Origin of the sequence: Microcystis aeruginosa FD4, from assembly GCF_009792235.1 — a bacterium.
Taxonomy (GTDB): domain Bacteria; phylum Cyanobacteriota; class Cyanobacteriia; order Cyanobacteriales; family Microcystaceae; genus Microcystis; species Microcystis viridis.
Genome location: NZ_CP046973.1, coordinates 1,743,721 through 1,760,395, shown reverse-complemented (window position 1 = coordinate 1,760,395; position 16,675 = coordinate 1,743,721). Strand labels below are relative to the sequence as shown.

The window sequence follows — 16,675 nt, the reverse complement described above, 5'->3', positions numbered from 1 at the left end:
ACTGATAACTGATAACTGATAACTGATAACTGATAAGAGGATTAACTGCTATTTATACACCACCTTTAGCTCGTTTGATCGAGCAGTTACAAAAATTACCCGGGGTGGGACCAAAAAGCGCTCAACGTCTGGCTCTGTATATTCTCAAACGACCGGAACAAGATGCGATAGAATTGGCCCAGGCGATCGTGGCAGCCAAAAAACAAGTAGGATTATGTCAGGTTTGTTTTCATCTTTCGGCCGAACCGATTTGTGAAATTTGCCGCAATCCTAACCGAGAAACGGGGACTATCTGTGTGGTAGCTGACTCCAGAGATGTGATTGCTTTGGAGAAAACAAGGGAATATTCGGGCAAATATCACGTTTTAGGGGGTGTTATCTCACCTATGGATGGCATTGGACCGGATCAATTAAATATACAGTCTTTAGTCACCAGAGTCAGCCAGAAAAAAATTCAGGAAGTTATCTTAGCTATCAGTCCCAGTGTCGAAGGGGAAACCACGACTTTGTATATCGGGGGTTTACTGAAACCCTTCACTAAAGTTACCCGGATCGCTTTCGGGTTGCCCATGGGCGGCGATCTAGAATACGCTGATGAAGTAACCTTAGCGAGAGCTTTAGAAGGTCGTCGGGAGTTATAGAGCAGGGTGTGATACTAAATCCAGTTATTAAAAACTGATTATTTATTCTCCGTTTTGCATGAGTGCATGAGTAGAAAACGGGTTTCTCGGAGAAACCCGTTTTCTGTGCGTTACTCAACGGATTTAGTATGAGGTTTTGATCAGTTGACTTTTTGGCGAATAATCGAGTATTCGTATCCGAAGATACAGTTTTATACTTCGTCTTATGATTGGTCTCAGAATTTGTAGCTGCAGAAATCTTTGGGGGGAATCACGAGCAACTGCACGGGAGCGAGAGAGAGCGCTGTTAAAGGCTTTAAAGGCTGTTCTAGAATCGCCATTTCGCCGAAACAGTCGCCGTTTCCCCAGATTTACTAGAACAATTATTCGGCCCGACTACTCAAAGGATTATTGAGATTGCCAGTGCCTGGACGTTTAACACTATGGGATTGTAGCAGTGAGATCGCTTGTTGGTACTGGGGATCATCCTTAGTTCCCAGCAAAGAAGGATCATCGCGGAAGCGCAGCTGTTGTTCTTGGGTTAACTCGATCTGCACATCGGGTTTAATGCCTTTTTTGTAGATATTTTCGCCGTTGGGGGGATAATAACGGGCAATTGTCACCGCTAAACCGGAACCATCGGAGAGGGTGTGTACCGATTGGACGGTACTCTTGCCATAGGTCGATGTACCTACTAAAGTCGCCCGGCCATTTTCTTTTAGCGCCCCAGCGAGGATTTCGCTGGCACTCGCTGAACCTTTATTCACCAAGACCACGAGGGGTAAATCGGTAATAGCGGTGTTATTGGCGATAAATTGACGATCGCCGCCCCGTCGATCAATGGTGCTAACGATTTTACCCTGTTTCATCCACATGCGAGCGATATCGACACTAGCAAATAGTAAACCGCCGGGGTTGCCCCGCAGGTCGAGAACATAGCCGGATATCTGTTGTTGACTTAATTCCTCGATCGCCTGTTTCATTTGTTCGGCTGCGTGGGAACTAAATTCATCCAGTTTGATATAACCAACTTTCACCCCACCTTCCTGTTTAAGGGTATAGCTAACGGAGGGGATTTCGATATCTACCCGGGTCAAAGTCACTTCAAATACCCCTTGATCGGGACGGGCAAGCTGTAAACTAACGCTAGTACCCACTTCTCCCTGTAGTGCCTCCATTGCCTGTTCTAAGGTCATTAAAGCGGTGGGTTTGCCGTTAATTCTGATCAGGCGATCGCCGCTTTTCACTCCCGCTTCCCTAGCGGGGGATTTTTTCACCGTATCGACAACGACCAGATCGCTAGTGCGTTTATCGAGGGCTAAACGTACCCCAATTCCCGATAATTCCCCAGAAGTTTGACTGGTGAGGACAGAAAATTCACTAGGAGTTAAAAAACGGGTATAAGTATCGCCCAAATCCTTTAAAGCTTCGCGAATTGCTGTGTAAGCTTGTTGGGGATTAGTATAATTTCTGCTTAACAATTCTTGACGTTTTTTTTGCCAATCAATTTGATGAAAACTACGGTCTACAAATTCATTATTAACAATTTGCCAAACCTGGTCGATGACTGCTTTCGGGTTATCTTCTAAGGGTTTTTCCCCTTTGGCTGCGGGGGTAAGGACCATCAGGGAACTAACTGCTAGGGTAGCGATCGCACCTCCAGATAGGAGTTTCTGTACGGAAACGAACGAGGGACGCGACTGGTTCATAAAGACAAAGCCAAAATAAGATTGACGTTTCGATAAAGCCATTCAAAAAGCGGGAGCATTTTGCCTTTGAGGGAGGTGAGGAGCAGTGTTAACTACGACTTCTGTATAGATAAGGGAGTTCCTTGTCTGGCTCTAATATCCACTATAATTCTAGTTCTATAAAATCGAGCAATATCTGGCGATGAATTTTTCCTAAAGGACGAGTCTGATTAATCTTCTGGGAATAGTATTCCCCTTGACGGATGGCAGCCGGGGGTAATAATGCTAAATCTTGTCCTTCCGTTTGCACTAATTTTTCTAATTCCAGGGTCAGGGGTACATGATAAAGATAACGAGAGAGATTATCATCGTTATAACAGCGAAAATGGCGTAAACTAGGTGCTTCGTAGTTAATTTCTTCTTGTAACTCTCGTTTTAACCCTATTTCTGGATTTTCACCCGCTTCCAAGTGACCACCAAACAAACCCCACACCCCCGGATAGAGAATCGTCGGGATGTCGTCGCGCAACTGCATTAAAAAGCGACCGTCCTGTTCTAAAATCGCCAAAGCAACAAATATCATCAGTTATCAGTTTTTTAGTTATCGGGAGACAGGAAACAGGAGACAGGAGACAGGAGACAGGAGATTATTTGTATTTTCTCCCCACTTCCCCACTTCCCCACTTCCCCACTTCCCCACACCCTAGCTATTTCTCCCTTTGTTTATGGGGTAAAAAGAAAGCATCGAGGGGATCTTGGACGGGTTTAATCACTGTGGGGGGTTTGGGGGGAATCGCTTCTGCGACGGGTTGCACGGGTGGATTGGGTTTAACGGGGGTAAGGACGGGAGTTTCTGGGGGTTTCGTTTCAGCTGCGCCCGGAATTGTCACCTGTCGGGGATTTTCCAGGGGTTTAGTGGAGACTGGGGGAGAATTATTTTCTGGGGGTTTAACTTCTGAGGTGGGGGAAGGTTTAATTTCTGGGGACGGGGAAGGAGTGGGAACCGAATTAACCGCTACTGCCATCTGTTCTAATTCCAGCACATACATTTCGTTAACGGTTTGAGAACCCTGGGGAATAGCTTCAAAGTCAATTTTGCCCTTAATGACGATTTCCTCGCCTTGACGGGGTAATTTATTGCTATTGGTGCGAATCCAAATCCTACCCGACCTATCCTGCAAAAGATAGGCTCCTCCAGTTAAAAAAGGGGCATAATTGCTCACGGTTCCCCTAAGATAAACTAAAGCGCCTTTTGGTTTTTCCTGTAATTGCTCGATCGCTGTTAGGGGAGGATCACCGGTGTAGGGAACGGCAATACCGAGGTCAGCAAGGGTACTACAACCGAATAACCCTAGCAATAATAATAAACTGCCGATGCGCCCTACACGAGTCTGGATAGACATTCTTGCTTTAACCTTAACGAGTGCGATTAGCCAATCTTTTTGACCGTAGAATGGATCCGAAAGATTTTTGTTCTCGGTATTATCTTGACACTCCCCCGTCAAGCTGACGCTGTGACAGGGGATTCTTGATTCGCAGAAACCCGCTTTTGGGTACAAGTACCAACGAGTCTTACAGTTTCTCCCCAAGCTTGAAATTCCGACTGTCCATCGGTATTTGTTGACAGTATTCTCATACCCTCTTCCCTTAAATTCTTGGCGGCGTTTTCATCTCTATCGTGATGACTCTTACATTCTGGACAAATCCATTCACGAATATTGAGAGTCAACAAATCATTTTTAAATCCACAGCAAGAACAGAGTTTTGTACTCGGATAAAACCTGTCGACTTCTACAAGTTTTCCTCCCTCTCTTTCTAGCTTGTAATCCAAGAAATTAAGCAACATACCAAATCCAGCGTCATGTATTGATTTGGCTAATTTAGTCCTTGCTAACCCTTTAATATTCAGATTCTCGGCTACAACGATTTGGTTTTCATCGCATAACTTTCTGGATAGTTTATGAAGAAAATCTTGTCTAGTATTTGCTATCTTTTCGTGAACTTTGGCTACCTCCTTAATGGCTTTTTTGCGATTATTAGAACCCTTGGCTTTACGAGACAATGCTTGTTGTCTCCGCTTTAAACGTTTAGCGTATTTTCTGGTAGGTTTGATTGGGTCAATCTTGTAGGTTGTTTCACCATCAAAAACCGTAACCAAAGTAGATAAACCTAGGTCTATCCCTGATATTTTTAGTTTTTCAATGGTGGGTGAGTCATCCATTTCCAACAAGATAGCAGCAAAATACTTACCTGTACTGGTTTGAGAAACAGTTACGGATTTAATTTTGCCGTTTATCCCTCGAGAAATCTTAGCTTTTACTACCCCTAATTTAGGTAGCTTAATTCCCTTATTTCTAATTGAACAACTTTCAGGATAACGGATTGATTGTTTTTTGTGCTTACTTTTAAACTTAGGGAATTTTGTTCTTTTTGAGAAGAAGTTCTTAAAAGCAGATTCTAAGTTTTTCAATGATTGCTGCAAGGTGGCGGCAGTAGCCTCAGCTAACCATTCAAAATCTGGTTGTTTCTTGAGTTGGGTGAGGTCTTTTGCCATGTCACAGTAGGTCATTCCTTTACCCGTCTCTAGGTACTGATTGTTAGTTTTATTTAAGTAGTAATTCCAGACAAAACGAACGCAACCAAAGTTTTTAGCTAGGGCTAGTTCTTGTTCTTTGTTTGGGCATATTCTCACTTTCAAAACATTTAACATCAGCCTGACCCTATCTGTGTTATTTTTCAGTATAACACTTACCGCTTAAATATGTCAAGCTTATACATACCTTGAGAATTAAGCTTTTCCCAATAAGGAAACGCTGTCGCGTTAGTTTAGATTCTGGTGGCAATTCATCTCCCGTTAATTTCTGGTATATTTTTAATTAAGGAGAAATTTAACGGGAGTCCTCTTGCGACCTTGAGATAGAATGTCCGTAACTACTTGCCAAATTCTCGACGGGAAAGCCTTAGCTCAAAAAATCCAACTTGGACTAGGAGAGCGCATCCAGACGCTAAAATCTTCAATGGGAAGACCTCCGGGGTTAGCGGTGTTGATGGTGGGGGATAATCCCGCTAGTGCCGTTTATGTCCGCAATAAGGAGAAAGCTTGTACTAAAATTGGTATGGCCTCTTTTGGTCGTCATTTTCCTACCGATACAAGTGAACTAGAAATTTCAGCGGAAATTGTCCGTCTCAATCAAGATGAGCGGGTGGACGGGATTTTAATTCAATTACCCTTACCCAAGCATTTAGACGCGGTTTCCCTTCTCTACCAAATTGACCCGAAAAAAGATGCTGATGGCTTACATCCTCTCAATTTAGGCGGTTTAGTGCGGGGTGAGTCCTGTATCCGCAGTTGTACTCCTGCGGGGGTCATGGCACTGCTGAAAGAATATAATATTCCCATAGCCGGTAAGCACGCGGTGGTGGTGGGTCGCAGTATTCTAGTGGGGAAACCTTTAGCTTTAATGTTATTGGAGGAAAACGCTACGGTAACTATTGCTCACTCACGCACGGAAAATCTGGCAGAAATAACCAGAAATGCCGATATTTTATTACCTGCTGTCGGTAAAGCTAATTTAATCACCCCGGATATGGTAAAACCTGGTGCAGTAGTGGTGGATGTGGGGATTAATCGCGTCGCTGACCGTTTGGTGGGAGATGTGGACTATGCTGGGGTTTTAGAAGTAGCTAGTTATCTTACTCCTGTCCCTGGGGGTGTCGGTCCCATGACGGTGGCAATGTTATTAACAAATACACTGTTAAGTTACGAACGCAGGTTCTAAACCCTCCACCCTACCCCCACGAAAAACTTTTTCAGCAAACCCTAATTAATTCTAACGCCATTAACACAGCTAGGATTGCCGTCGGTATTACTGGTAGAAACATTATCTTCTAAAGGAGTTTCATCCTCACAAACAATGCCAGTATAGGCCCCGGCTGCCGTTTGTCCGGCCGCTCCTGCATAATTTTTAATATCGTTATCAAATTCAGGCACTGCATTCGCTTTATAGGCGGCTCCAAAAGCATTGGGAATTCCTCCTGGGCTGATAGTATAGAATGTTAGGGAAATAGTGGCAGCTTCCAGAGATAGGTCGGATAAACTACCAAAAGTCCCTTTTTCATAACGATAACCCTGTTGGGCGCGATTGATCAATCCCAGTGCCGAGCGCGCCTCTGCTTGCCTACCTTTGGCGATTTGTCCCAAGAGATTCGGTAAACTGATGGCAGCGAGAACCCCAAATAAAATCACCACTATCAACAATTCTATTAGAGTAAAACCCCTCGCTTTTTTTCCCTGTGATTTGATTGCTAAAAAAAGAAGGTATCTCATGGTGAGGACTTGGCAATATTGACTATATTCTGGGTGTTGGGGGATTTCAGTTATCAGTTATCAGTTATCAGTTATCAGTTATCAGATTGCAGTTTTAAGTAGACAGTGTTAGGTGAAAACTTCGGAACTTTCTTTTCAGGGGTTGCTGAAGGCATTGCATTTTGATTTCCTCCATTCATATCTCTATTATGCAACGGGTCTTTTCACTGATTACTGTTTACTGTTCACTGTTCACTGAAAAATCCCCATTCCCCAAAAAAAGCAAAAGCGCAAGGTTTCAAAGAGAATATTTCCCCGCCACCTTCCGCTAGAGTATGATTTGAGTTGTTATGCCAGAAAGCTTTTAGGCAATCTGGGAGAAATATCTATTTAACAGCTTTGCTGTCGGTTGGACAGTCATTTACGTTACCATCGGTGACAGTCGCAGTGACAGTACCAGTAGTGGGGTGAGTTGTTTCACAGATAACAGCTTCAAAAGCACCAGCGGCAGTTTGACCAACAGCAGAAGAGTAGTCGCGAATATCGTTGGTGTAATCATCGAGAGCCACCGCATTCTGAACAGCCGACAGTCTATCGGGAGTCCCCTGAGTGGCAATGGCTTGATAGTAGGTGCTAGTGACGGTGACAGGCAAGTTAGACATAGTGGTAAAGATAGCGTTTTCCAAGCGGTAGGCCTGTTGAGCGCGGTTAACAGTACCCAAGTTGTTGCGAGCTTCCGCTTGTCTACCTTTGGCTACCTGACCGAGGAGGTTGGGGAGAGCGATAGCAGCGAGTACACCGATGATGATAACGACAACTAAGAGTTCGATGAGGGTGAAACCTTTGTTACCGTTCTTTTTGTTGAGAGCTTGGATGAGTTTGAATTTGAAAGTAGAGTTCATGGATGTATCTTTGTGGTGGGTAGGTGTTTTGTTTTTCCTACAAACAACTTACCCACCCGTTTCAGGAAACCTATCACCCTTGGAAAAATTTTTTTTGGGGGAATGGGGTGGTGGGGAATGGGGTGATGGGGTGATGGGGTGGTGGGGGGGTGGGGTGATGGGGTGGTGGGGTGATGGGGTGATGGGGTGGTGGGGGGGGTGGGGTGATGGGGTGATGGGGTGGTGGGGGGGTGGGGTGATGGGGTGATGGGGTGGTGGGGGAATGGGGGAATGGGGTGGTGGGGTGGTGGGGGAATGGGGTGGTGGGGTGGTGGGGTGATGGGGTGATGGGGTGATGGGGGAATGGGGGAATGGGGTGGTGGGGAATTTTCCTGAATTTAGGTTTGACAAGAGGTATTTATAAGGGAAAGTAAGAATCATCCATCAGGAAAGGGGAATTATGGTGCAAAAACCTAAGAAATTGCTGAACACCCATGAAGACCTAGAAGTTTATCAAATCGCCTTTAATCTGGCTATGGAAATCTTTGAACTATCTAAAAAGTTTCCTGGGTCGGAAAAATATGCATTAATTGACCAAATTCGACGTTCTTCTCGTTCTGTCTGTGCTAATTTAGCGGAGGCATGGCGTAGAAGACGATATAAGGGTTCATTTTTGCTGAGATTAAATGATGCGGAAGCAGAAGCGGCAGAAAGCCAAGTATGGTTAAAATTTGCTGTTAAATGCCAATATTTAGATATTGAGACTGGTAGAAAACTTTATGGTCAGTATAATAAGGTTTTAGGACTGATCGTCATCATTACTAATAATGCCGATAAATGGCTACTAAAAACCCCAAAATCCCCAAAACCCTAATTCCCCAAAACCCCAAGTTCCCATTTCAGGTTAGGTTTAAGTATCGGGGGTAACTTCTAGGGATTAGGGAAAAAACCAAAAAGTTTAGCAGCACCTCCCAAGACAGCGACCACCAAAGCTATCAGAATCCCCCGGTTAGTAAATTCCTGATAAGCAACCCGTACCGTTAATCCCTCGATTTTCTCATCTAATACTTTAATATCTCCTTTTAACTCTCCCTTTAATCCCTCGATTTTCTCGTCTAATACTTTAATATCGCCTTTTAACTCGGCCTTGAGTTCGGCCTGTCCGATTTCTACTTTGGTTAGCCAGTCGTCCACCTTGTCAAATCTTTCATCTACCTTGTCAAATCTCTCATCTACCTTCTCAAATCTCTCATCTACCTTGTCAAATCTCTCACCCATCCGTTTTTCAAGGGAGTCGATTTTCTCATCCATCCGTTTTTCAAGGGAGTCGATTTTACTCTCAATTCTTGTCAGGACGGATTCTAGGGAATAGGTGACGGTTTCGTTGGACATTTGCTAAACTCCTATAGATTTTTGAGTTTTTCGAGCAGCTATTTATTATGATCATAAGGGAAGTAACTGTTTCTAGGAGCCACTTCTAGGGATTAGGGAAAAAACCAAAAAGTTTAGCAGCACCTCCCAGGACAGCGACCACCAAAGCGATGAGAATCCCCCGGTTGGTAAATTCCTGATAAGCAACCCGTACCGTTAACCCCTCGATTTTCTCATCTAATACTTTAATATCGCCTTTTAACTCGGCCTTGAGTTCGGCCTGTCCGATTTCTACTTTGGTTAGCCGGTCCTCTACCTTGTCAAATCTCTCATCTACCTTGTCAAATCTCTCATTCATCCGCTTTTCAAGGGAGTCGATTTTACTCTCAATTCTGGTTAGGACAGCTTCTAGGGAATAAGTTACAGTTTCGTTAGACATTTTGCTATACTCCTATGGGGTTTTTCGGGTTTTTGAGCGGCCATTTATTATGATCATAAGGGAAGTAACTGTTTCTAGGAGCCAGTTCTAGGGATTGGGGAAAAAACCAAAAAGTTTAGCAGCGCCTCCCAAGACAGCGACCACCAAAGCTATCAGAATCCCCCGGTTGGTGAACTCCTGATAACCAACCCGTACCGTTAATCCCTCGATTTTCTCATCTAATACTTTAATATCGCCTTTTAACTCGGCCTTGAGTTCGGCCTGTCCGATTTCTACTTTGGTTAGCCGGTCCTCTACCTTGTCAAATCTCTCATCTACCTTGTCAAATCTCTCATTCATCCGCTTTTCAAGGGAGTCGATTTTCTCATCCATCCGTTTTTCAAGGGAGTCGATTTTACTCTCAATCCTAGTTAGGACAGCTTCTAGGGAATAGGTGACGGTTTCGTTAGACATTTTGCCAAACTCCTAGGGTTATCAATAGTTTTCAGGGTGTGAGACTGGGGAATTTTAGGGATTGTTACCGAGGAAAAGAATTCGGATAGCAACAGTGATAATTGCACCGATAGCGGCACTCATGGCCCCTATAAGGATAGGAACAATCAGACCGCGAAAACCCTGTAGGTCAGAAATAGCTTTAACTAGAGTGTATTGCTCGTTTTCTACTTTTTCTAGTCTTTTATCCATCCCTTCGACTTTCTCGGTTAGTTTAGCTTGTCCTACCTTTAAATCACTCACATCTCTTTGCAGGGTATCGATTTTCTGGTTGACATCTTTTTGCAGGGTGTCCATTTTCTGGTTGACTTCCTTGATGCTGTCTTTAATTTCCTTGAGGACGGATTCAAGGGAATAGGTGACAGTTTCGTTAGACATTTTGCTAGACTCCTAGGGTTATTGGCTAAGATAAAATTGGGAATTTCAGGGATTATTGCTAAATAGCGCTCGCAAACTGACGGTGATTAAAGAACCACCCAAGAGGGTAATTAACGCCCAAATTTGATTTTTTTGAGCGCCTTTCATGTCTCTAACCTGTTCTTTTAAGTCTTTAACTTCGCTTTTGATTTCTGCTTGGGCTATTTTTATCTCGGTGACATCTTTTTGCAGGGTATCGATTTTTTGGTTGACTTCCTTGATGCTGTCTTTAATTTCCTTGAGGACGGATTCAAGGGAATAGGTGACAGTTTCGTTAGACATTTTGCTAGACTCCTAGGGTTATTGGCTAAGATAAAATTGGGAATTTCAGGGATTATTGCTAAATAGCGCTCGCAAACTGACGGTGATTAAAGAACCACCCAAGAGGGTAATTAACGCCCAAATTTGATTTTTTTGAGCGCCTTTCATGTCTCTAACCTGTTCTTTTAAGTCTTTAACTTCGCTTTTGATTTCTGCTTGGGCTATTTTTATCTCGGTGACATCTTTTTGCAGGGTATCGATTTTCTGATTGACATCTTTTTGCAGGGTATCGATTTTTTGGTTGACCTCCTTGATGCTGTCTTTAATTTCCTTGAGGACGGATTCAAGGGAATAGGTGACAGTTTCGTTAGACATTTTGCTAGACTCCTAGGGTTATTGGCTAAGATAAAATTGGGAATTTCAGGGATTATTGCTAAATAGCACTCGCAAACTGACGGTGATTAAAGAACCCCCCAAGAGGGTAATTAACGCCCAAATTTGATTTTTTTGAGCGCCTTTCATGTCTCTAACCTGTTCTTTTAAGTCTTTAACTTCGCTTTTGATTTCTGCTTGGGCTATTTTTATCTCGGTGACATCTTTTTGCAGGGTATCGATTTTTTGGTTGACTTCCTTGATGCTGTCTTTAATTTCCTTGAGGACGGATTCTAGGGAATAAGTTACAGTTTCGTTAGACATTTTGCTATACTCCTATGGGGTTTTCGGGTTTTTGAGCGGCCATTTATTATGATCATAAGGCCTCTAGCCTTGCCTAGTAGCCAGTTCTAGGGATTGGGGAAAAAACCAAAAAGTTTAGCAGCGCCTCCCAAGACAGCGACCACCAAAGCTATCAGAATCCCCCGGTTGGTGAACTCCTGATAACCAACCCGTGCCGTTAATCCCTCGATTTTCTCATCTAATACTTTAATATCGCCTTTTAACTCGGCCTTGAGTTCGGCCTGTCCGATTTCTACTTTGGTTAGCCGGTCCTCTACCTTGTCAAATCTCTCATTCATCCGTTTTTCCAGAGAGTCGATTTTACTCTCAATCCTAGTTAGGACAGCTTCTAGGGAATAGGTGACAGTTTCGTTAGACATTTTGCTAGACTCCCAAAGTTATCAATAGTTTTCGGGGTGTGAGACTGGGGAATTTTAGGGATTGTTACCGAGGAAAAGAATTCGGATAGCAACAGTGATAATTGCACCGATAGCGGCACTCATGGCCCCTATAAGGATAGGAACAATCAGACCGCGAAAACCCTGTAGGTCAGAAATAGCTTTAACTAGAGTGTATTGCTCGTTTTCTACTTTTTCTAGTCTTTTATCCATCCCTTCGACTTTCTCGGTTAGTTTAGCTTGTCCTACCTTTAAATCACTCACATCTCTTTGCAGGGTATCGATTTTTTGATTGACATCTTTTTGCAGGGTATCGATTTTTTGGTTGACATCCTGTTGCAAGGTGTCCATTTTCTGGTTGACTTCCTTGATGCTGTCTTTAATTTCCTTAAGGACGGATTCAAGGGAATAGCTGACAGTTTCGTTAGACATTTTGCTATACTTTTATGGGGTTTTCGGGTTTTTGAGCGGCCATTTATTATAATCATAAGGGAAGGAACTGTTTCTAGGAGCCACTTTTAGGGATTGGGGAAAAAACCAAAAAGTTTAGCAGCACCTCCCAAGACGGCAACCACAGCGAAGAGAATCCCCCGGTTGGTAAATTCCTGATAACCAACCCGTACCATTAATCCCTCGATTTTCTCATCGAAAATTTGGGTCTGAAACCAAAAAGCACCGCCCCAATTTACCGCTCAAGCTTTTACGGGAATTCAAGTTTTTGTCGAGGCCTTAAAACGGGTGGATGATAAAAATAAACTCAGTACACTTTCCCTCGAACAAATTCGCCAACAATTAAATCAGGAAATTTTAGCGGGTAAGTATGTCACTGTCCTGGGAGATATTGCTTTTACTCCCGAAGGGGAAATCATTCAGGATAAATTTTCCGTTTAGGGAAATAGGGAGTAGAATAGAAAGGTTGTGAGTCTATAACTATCGTTAAAATACTATGGCTTGTCCCAAGAAGAAAACCTCAAATGCCAAGCGCGACCAACGGAGAGCGCACTGGAGAAAGCAAGCGGCTCGGGAAGCGCAAAAAGCCTTATCTTTGGGTAAATCTGTCCTTTCTGGTCGTTCTAACAGCTTTGTCTATCCCACTAAAGAGGAAGAAGAAGGGGAAGACGAGGAATAACTTGATGGTGGGGAGTGAGGTAGAGAAAACCTTTTCGCTCCCTAATATTTTAAGATTTGTTTAAAATTTTCGTCGCGAGTCTCAACTAATGTTAGGCAAATTCTTTAAAAAACCAGCATCTCCCGATCAAGACCGAGTTCCCCCGGGCCAATATCTCGCTACTGGTTTTCCTGTGCTTACCTACGGGGATACTCCCCAAATCAAGACCGAGAACTGGTTATTCAAGGTTTGGGGAAAGGTGGCCACGACTAAAACTTTTAACTGGTCGGATTTTATGGCCCTACCGCAGTCGGAATTTACCAAGGATTTTCACTGTGTCACCCGTTGGTCAAAATTAGATGTGACTTGGACGGGAGTTAAGGTATTGGATTTGATGACCTTAATTGACCTGCTGCCGGAAGCTACCCACGTCATGCAACACTGTTATGGGGGTTATACGACTAACCTCACCCTAGAGGAGTTCCTGCACGAGGATAATTTTTTCGCTTTTCAACTGTTTGGTCAACCTTTACCCCCCGACCACGGTGGTCCGCTGCGCTTAGTTGTCCCCCATCTCTACGCTTGGAAAAGTTCTAAATGGATTAATGGCTTAGAATTTCTCGATCGAGAGCAATTGGGTTTCTGGGAACTTAATGGCTACCATCGACGAGGTGATCCCTGGTTAGAGGAACGTTATGGCGGTTTTTAACCAGTTTTGGCTTAAAATCGGGTGAGATAAGCAATCAAGTCCGCTAATTCTTATCATTAAAACAAGCAAAAGTCAAGGGGTAAGCAACAAATTTTTACTCGATCGCAACTGGTTAATTATAATTGCCGAATTGCCTGATCACAATATTGAACATATCCTGCTAACCCCAATGCTTGAAATAATTTCCGCGCTTGAAGATATGCTTCTTTCGCTTCCGCTATACGTTTGAGTTTATAGTAGGTAACTCCCAGATTAAACAGAGTCTTTGGTTCTCCTATGATAGACTCCATTTCCTGAAAGATTTCTAAAGACTGTTGATAAAACTCGATCGCTTTTTGGTATTCTCTTAGGGAACCGTAAACATTCCCCAAACCTAGATAGGAATAAGCTTCTCCTGTTATATCAGAGATTTCCCGTTTGATCGCTAAAGACTGTTGATGAAACTCGATCGCTTTTTGGTATTCTCCTAGAGAATTGTAAATATTGCCCAAATTATTGTAACAATACGCTACTCCCTTTATATCATCAATTTCCTGAAAGATTGCTAAGGACTGTTGATAAAACTCGATCGCTTTTTGGTATTCTCCTAGGGAATGATAAGCATTGCCTAAATTATTGTAAGAATCTGCTTCTCTCCAGCGATCTCCGATTCTCTGAAAGATTGCTAAGGACTGTTGATAAAACTCGATCGCTTTTTGGTCTTCTCCTAGGGAATAGTAAATACCTGCTAATGAGTCGAGACTCGCAACTAAATCAAGTTCTAGATTTAACTCTTTTTGTAAATCGATCGCTTTTTGATAATACTCGATCGTTAAATCTTGTTCCTGACGATAATCTGACAATGGCAAATCTAATAAACGATGGTTATAAATCTTAGCTAAACTGGCATATAAACTGGCTAATCTTGGCTCTTTTTTGCCTTTATTTACCTCGATTTGCTCGATTAATTCTAACAGGTCTTCTTTAGAGATAAAAGGAATATCTTTATCTATAGTAATTTCGTCAAAAGATTGTAAAATTGGTAAAAATTCCTGACAAGGTAAAAAGTTACTTGGAGGAGAAATAAAGCGAAAAACTCCTTTTCTCCAACTCCAAAAATCGGGGGACTTTTTGCGTAAATTTACTTCCACTGTGCTTGTTACCCAAAGAACAATGGAATAGGGAAATTCTCGCAATCCTTCCCTTGTCCATTGCAGATAACCAAAAAATTTATCTAGTTCCGATTTTTCCCGTTGCCATTCGATCGAGTGTAATTTTTCCACTCCTGTGGTTGTGATCACGGAGTTTTTGTTTTGTAGTAACTCTGGTTTTCTGGAGACTAAACTAGCAATTGCTGCTCTTAAACTCGGTTCTTTTTGATCTAAATCAATCCGATAACAAGGGATTACTGGTTCTAATTCTTTGCTATAGCGATCAATAATTTCTTCTCGCAATTTTTCCTGATCACACACACAAATCAATATATTTAATCTCTTTTGATTTGCCTCTAGAGACACGATTAAACCTTCGTATTCTCTTTCATTTTGGTCGATAATTGAAGATGTTTCATTATTCATAATATCCCATTCAAATTGTTCCTCTTTTTTTCATTAACTCAACCACAATCGGATGCACATTATACCAGAGATCGCCATTGCGGTATTCCAAAATATATAAACCCTGCAACAGATCTAGAAAATTTTGATCCTTGAGATCCGTGGGTTTTGACTTTTCATAAACAGTTTTAATAATTTCCTCATCTGCTGTACCGATACTTTCAGCAAAATCGAGACTAATTTCTGTGATTGATTGTTCTAAAACAGCTTGATTAATTTTTAGAGTATTATCATCAGGATAACGACGAACTGATCGCAAACAAATCCGACAGCAAGCATTAGTAATGCGAATTAACTCTCGTAACACTCCCCCACTATAAAGACAAATTTTTTCGAGGGTGTCAGGATCGATTAAATCGGGATCGATGCGCTTAGTAATAATCTCGGTTAAAGTAGCAATAATTTGCGGATCGGGTATAGCATTAGGTGAATTAATTTCTCCCTGTTTCAAAGAGTTTATATACAGGCATTTGTACGATCTGATCATTAGTTTCTGTTTGGAGAGTTGCCTTTAAAGCTACTTCTCTTAAAGCGGCGATCGGAATAGTCATAATAATCCGAAAACTAGGCAACATAATCGCTTTAATATGGGATTGAAAAATATCCCTTACCTGTGCTAAGTCAATTTTATCAATGTCATCAACAATTACCAAGATTTTTTTCTGACTTTGGGACTCGATCGCACTAGCTATAATGTTAATTTGGGCAACTAAATCAGTAATTCTCCGCTCATATTTTTGTTTGATTTCCTCGCGAATAGTCGAATTAATCTTGAGAATTCCTTTAATGTGAGCTAGTAAAGAAGAAAAGTTAAAACCTGTTTCGACAGTGGCATCCGCTTGATTAGTTTCGGTGCGAATTTGTTCAGTAAACCATTGATAAAAGCTTTTTTTAATAGAATCTTTAATAGTTAAATTTTGGGCTTCCGCTTCTGACATCATCTGAACGGCGATCGAGAATAAAATATTAACATGATTTACGTCTGACATTTCGATCGTGTCTGAGATCGAGAAGAAAACAACAAAATAGCGATCATCTAACTTTCTTTTAAATTCGTAGAGTAGGGTTGATTTACCACAACCCCGATGTCCTGCTAGAATAATTTTTCCGTCTTCCGAAGGACTATCTTCTACCAATTGTTCTAATTCGTCGATAATTTCTGTGCCGTATTTGACAGCAAAACGCTCTAATTCTTTATCCGAGCGCAGGGGTAAAAGTTCCAAATTGCGATAGGCTTCTCGAAAGGGTTCTAGTAAAGGACTAACCATAAGTAATTAAATTAGACTGTGTTGCGTGAAGATAATTAGCCACAAACAAAACCAGAAAAAAATTAACTGATAACTGATAACTGATAACTGTTATTTTTCTGCTGCCCAACTGTCGGGAGTGTAGGTTTTTAATGCCAAAGCATGGATGGCTTCGGTAGCCAGTGCCGATTGTAAAGCGCCATAAACCATTTGATGCTGTTTAACGCGGGTTTTGCCGGCAAATTCGCCAGAAATAACCACCGCTTCCAAATGATCGCCACCTCCCGTTAAATCCCGAATCATCACCTGTGCATCGGGGATTTGTTCTTGAATCATCGCTTCTACTTGGCGAAAGTCAACCATCTTAACTCCTCAAAACAATTAAAGATACTCTGATCCCATTGTTACCGAAAGCTCGTCAATGGGGAC

General features: G+C 42.3%; 23 protein-coding genes and 3 pseudogenes. 7 read left to right on the top strand and 19 right to left on the bottom strand.

Features of this window, described 5'->3' with window-relative positions; all coding sequences use genetic code 11:
* Window positions 1–50: 50 nt before the first annotated feature.
* On the top strand, window positions 51–641 hold the full coding sequence (recR, locus tag GQR42_RS09165; protein ID WP_043999193.1) for a recombination mediator RecR: 591 nt from the start codon (window positions 51–53) through the stop codon (window positions 639–641).
* Window positions 642–1,003: 362 nt separating this feature from the next.
* On the opposite strand, the gene ctpB is transcribed toward recR, so the two are convergent.
* The 4 genes from ctpB to GQR42_RS09145 form a co-directional block, all read right to left on the bottom strand.
* Entirely contained in the window at window positions 1,004–2,329 is a 1,326-nt protein-coding gene (ctpB, locus tag GQR42_RS09160; protein WP_334310615.1) for a carboxyl-terminal processing protease CtpB, read from the bottom strand.
* A 142-nt stretch (window positions 2,330–2,471) separates the two neighbouring features.
* Complete coding sequence (locus GQR42_RS09155) at window positions 2,472–2,891, bottom strand: NUDIX hydrolase (RefSeq protein ID WP_158199731.1); 420 nt, start codon at window positions 2,889–2,891, stop codon at window positions 2,472–2,474.
* Between the two features lie 124 nt (window positions 2,892–3,015).
* Window positions 3,016–3,711: an OB-fold nucleic acid binding domain protein gene (locus tag GQR42_RS09150; RefSeq protein ID WP_158199730.1), complete on the bottom strand. Its 696-nt coding sequence runs from the start codon at window positions 3,709–3,711 to the stop codon at window positions 3,016–3,018.
* A 98-nt stretch (window positions 3,712–3,809) separates the two neighbouring features.
* Window positions 3,810–5,018 (bottom strand): RNA-guided endonuclease InsQ/TnpB family protein, encoded by a 1,209-nt coding sequence (locus tag GQR42_RS09145; protein ID WP_158199729.1) that lies wholly within the window; start codon window positions 5,016–5,018, stop codon window positions 3,810–3,812.
* A gap of 211 nt (window positions 5,019–5,229) precedes the next feature.
* Between GQR42_RS09145 and folD the strand changes: the two genes are divergently transcribed.
* Complete coding sequence (gene folD / locus GQR42_RS09140; RefSeq protein ID WP_158199728.1) at window positions 5,230–6,087, top strand: bifunctional methylenetetrahydrofolate dehydrogenase/methenyltetrahydrofolate cyclohydrolase FolD; 858 nt, start codon at window positions 5,230–5,232, stop codon at window positions 6,085–6,087.
* A gap of 41 nt (window positions 6,088–6,128) precedes the next feature.
* Here the strand turns inward: folD and GQR42_RS09135 are convergent, their stop codons facing one another.
* The gene (locus tag GQR42_RS09135; protein ID WP_158199727.1) at window positions 6,129–6,635 is read right to left on the bottom strand and encodes a type IV pilin protein; all 507 of its coding nucleotides are present in this window, start codon (window positions 6,633–6,635) and stop codon (window positions 6,129–6,131) included.
* A gap of 365 nt (window positions 6,636–7,000) precedes the next feature.
* Window positions 7,001–7,516, bottom strand: a complete 516-nt coding sequence (locus GQR42_RS09130) for a type IV pilin protein (RefSeq protein WP_158199726.1) — start codon at window positions 7,514–7,516, stop codon at window positions 7,001–7,003.
* A gap of 79 nt (window positions 7,517–7,595) precedes the next feature.
* Here GQR42_RS09130 and GQR42_RS09125 point away from each other — a divergent pair, with 79 nt between their 5' ends.
* Window positions 7,596–7,763: a hypothetical protein gene (locus GQR42_RS09125; protein WP_158199725.1), complete on the top strand. Its 168-nt coding sequence runs from the start codon at window positions 7,596–7,598 to the stop codon at window positions 7,761–7,763.
* 192 nt (window positions 7,764–7,955) lie between these two features.
* On the top strand, window positions 7,956–8,369 hold the full coding sequence (locus tag GQR42_RS09120) for a four helix bundle protein (protein WP_158199724.1): 414 nt from the start codon (window positions 7,956–7,958) through the stop codon (window positions 8,367–8,369).
* Between the two features lie 56 nt (window positions 8,370–8,425).
* Here the strand turns inward: GQR42_RS09120 and GQR42_RS09115 are convergent, their stop codons facing one another.
* From GQR42_RS09115 to GQR42_RS28580, 10 genes and pseudogenes are all read right to left on the bottom strand, one after another.
* Entirely contained in the window at window positions 8,426–8,887 is a 462-nt protein-coding gene (locus GQR42_RS09115; RefSeq protein ID WP_158199723.1) for a DUF4164 family protein, read from the bottom strand.
* A gap of 85 nt (window positions 8,888–8,972) precedes the next feature.
* Complete coding sequence (locus GQR42_RS09110; RefSeq protein ID WP_158199722.1) at window positions 8,973–9,305, bottom strand: DUF4164 family protein; 333 nt, start codon at window positions 9,303–9,305, stop codon at window positions 8,973–8,975.
* An 87-nt stretch (window positions 9,306–9,392) separates the two neighbouring features.
* Window positions 9,393–9,758 carry a DUF4164 family protein gene (locus tag GQR42_RS09105; RefSeq protein ID WP_158199721.1) on the bottom strand — a complete coding sequence of 122 codons (366 nt, stop codon included), beginning with the start codon at window positions 9,756–9,758 and terminating at the stop codon, window positions 9,393–9,395.
* Between the two features lie 54 nt (window positions 9,759–9,812).
* Entirely contained in the window at window positions 9,813–10,175 is a 363-nt protein-coding gene (locus GQR42_RS09100; protein WP_158199720.1) for a shikimate dehydrogenase, read from the bottom strand.
* A 45-nt stretch (window positions 10,176–10,220) separates the two neighbouring features.
* Window positions 10,221–10,496 (bottom strand): hemolysin XhlA family protein, encoded by a 276-nt coding sequence (locus GQR42_RS09095; RefSeq protein ID WP_158199719.1) that lies wholly within the window; start codon window positions 10,494–10,496, stop codon window positions 10,221–10,223.
* Between the two features lie 45 nt (window positions 10,497–10,541).
* Window positions 10,542–10,850 (bottom strand): DUF4164 domain-containing protein, encoded by a 309-nt coding sequence (locus tag GQR42_RS09090; RefSeq protein ID WP_158199718.1) that lies wholly within the window; start codon window positions 10,848–10,850, stop codon window positions 10,542–10,544.
* A 45-nt stretch (window positions 10,851–10,895) separates the two neighbouring features.
* The gene (locus GQR42_RS09085) at window positions 10,896–11,171 is read right to left on the bottom strand and encodes a hemolysin XhlA family protein (protein WP_158199717.1); all 276 of its coding nucleotides are present in this window, start codon (window positions 11,169–11,171) and stop codon (window positions 10,896–10,898) included.
* A gap of 86 nt (window positions 11,172–11,257) precedes the next feature.
* On the bottom strand, window positions 11,258–11,569 hold the full coding sequence (locus tag GQR42_RS09080; RefSeq protein ID WP_002772590.1) for a DUF4164 family protein: 312 nt from the start codon (window positions 11,567–11,569) through the stop codon (window positions 11,258–11,260).
* A 54-nt stretch (window positions 11,570–11,623) separates the two neighbouring features.
* A complete protein-coding gene (locus tag GQR42_RS09075) occupies window positions 11,624–12,019 on the bottom strand; it encodes a shikimate dehydrogenase (protein WP_158199716.1) in 396 nt (131 codons plus the stop codon).
* A gap of 86 nt (window positions 12,020–12,105) precedes the next feature.
* A pseudogene (locus GQR42_RS28580) lies at window positions 12,106–12,243 on the bottom strand (DUF4164 domain-containing protein); the annotation flags it as partial.
* A 7-nt stretch (window positions 12,244–12,250) separates the two neighbouring features.
* Between GQR42_RS28580 and GQR42_RS09070 the strand changes: the two are divergent.
* From GQR42_RS09070 to GQR42_RS09060, 3 genes and pseudogenes are all read left to right on the top strand, one after another.
* Window positions 12,251–12,478, top strand: a pseudogene (locus GQR42_RS09070) (branched-chain amino acid ABC transporter substrate-binding protein); the annotation flags it as partial.
* Window positions 12,479–12,533: 55 nt separating this feature from the next.
* On the top strand, window positions 12,534–12,716 hold the full coding sequence (gene rpmF / locus GQR42_RS09065; protein WP_002742494.1) for a 50S ribosomal protein L32: 183 nt from the start codon (window positions 12,534–12,536) through the stop codon (window positions 12,714–12,716).
* A gap of 88 nt (window positions 12,717–12,804) precedes the next feature.
* Window positions 12,805–13,404, top strand: a complete 600-nt coding sequence (locus GQR42_RS09060; RefSeq protein ID WP_158199715.1) for a sulfite oxidase-like oxidoreductase — start codon at window positions 12,805–12,807, stop codon at window positions 13,402–13,404.
* A gap of 116 nt (window positions 13,405–13,520) precedes the next feature.
* Here GQR42_RS09060 and GQR42_RS09055 read toward each other — a convergent pair whose 3' ends face one another.
* The 3 genes and pseudogenes from GQR42_RS09055 to GQR42_RS09045 form a co-directional block, all read right to left on the bottom strand.
* Complete coding sequence (locus tag GQR42_RS09055) at window positions 13,521–14,960, bottom strand: tetratricopeptide repeat protein (protein ID WP_158199714.1); 1,440 nt, start codon at window positions 14,958–14,960, stop codon at window positions 13,521–13,523.
* 10 nt (window positions 14,961–14,970) lie between these two features.
* Window positions 14,971–16,267: pseudogene (locus GQR42_RS29905) on the bottom strand (P-loop NTPase fold protein).
* Window positions 16,268–16,357: 90 nt separating this feature from the next.
* Window positions 16,358–16,609: a BolA family protein gene (locus tag GQR42_RS09045; RefSeq protein ID WP_002737239.1), complete on the bottom strand. Its 252-nt coding sequence runs from the start codon at window positions 16,607–16,609 to the stop codon at window positions 16,358–16,360.
* Between the last annotated feature and the right edge of the window lie 66 nt (window positions 16,610–16,675).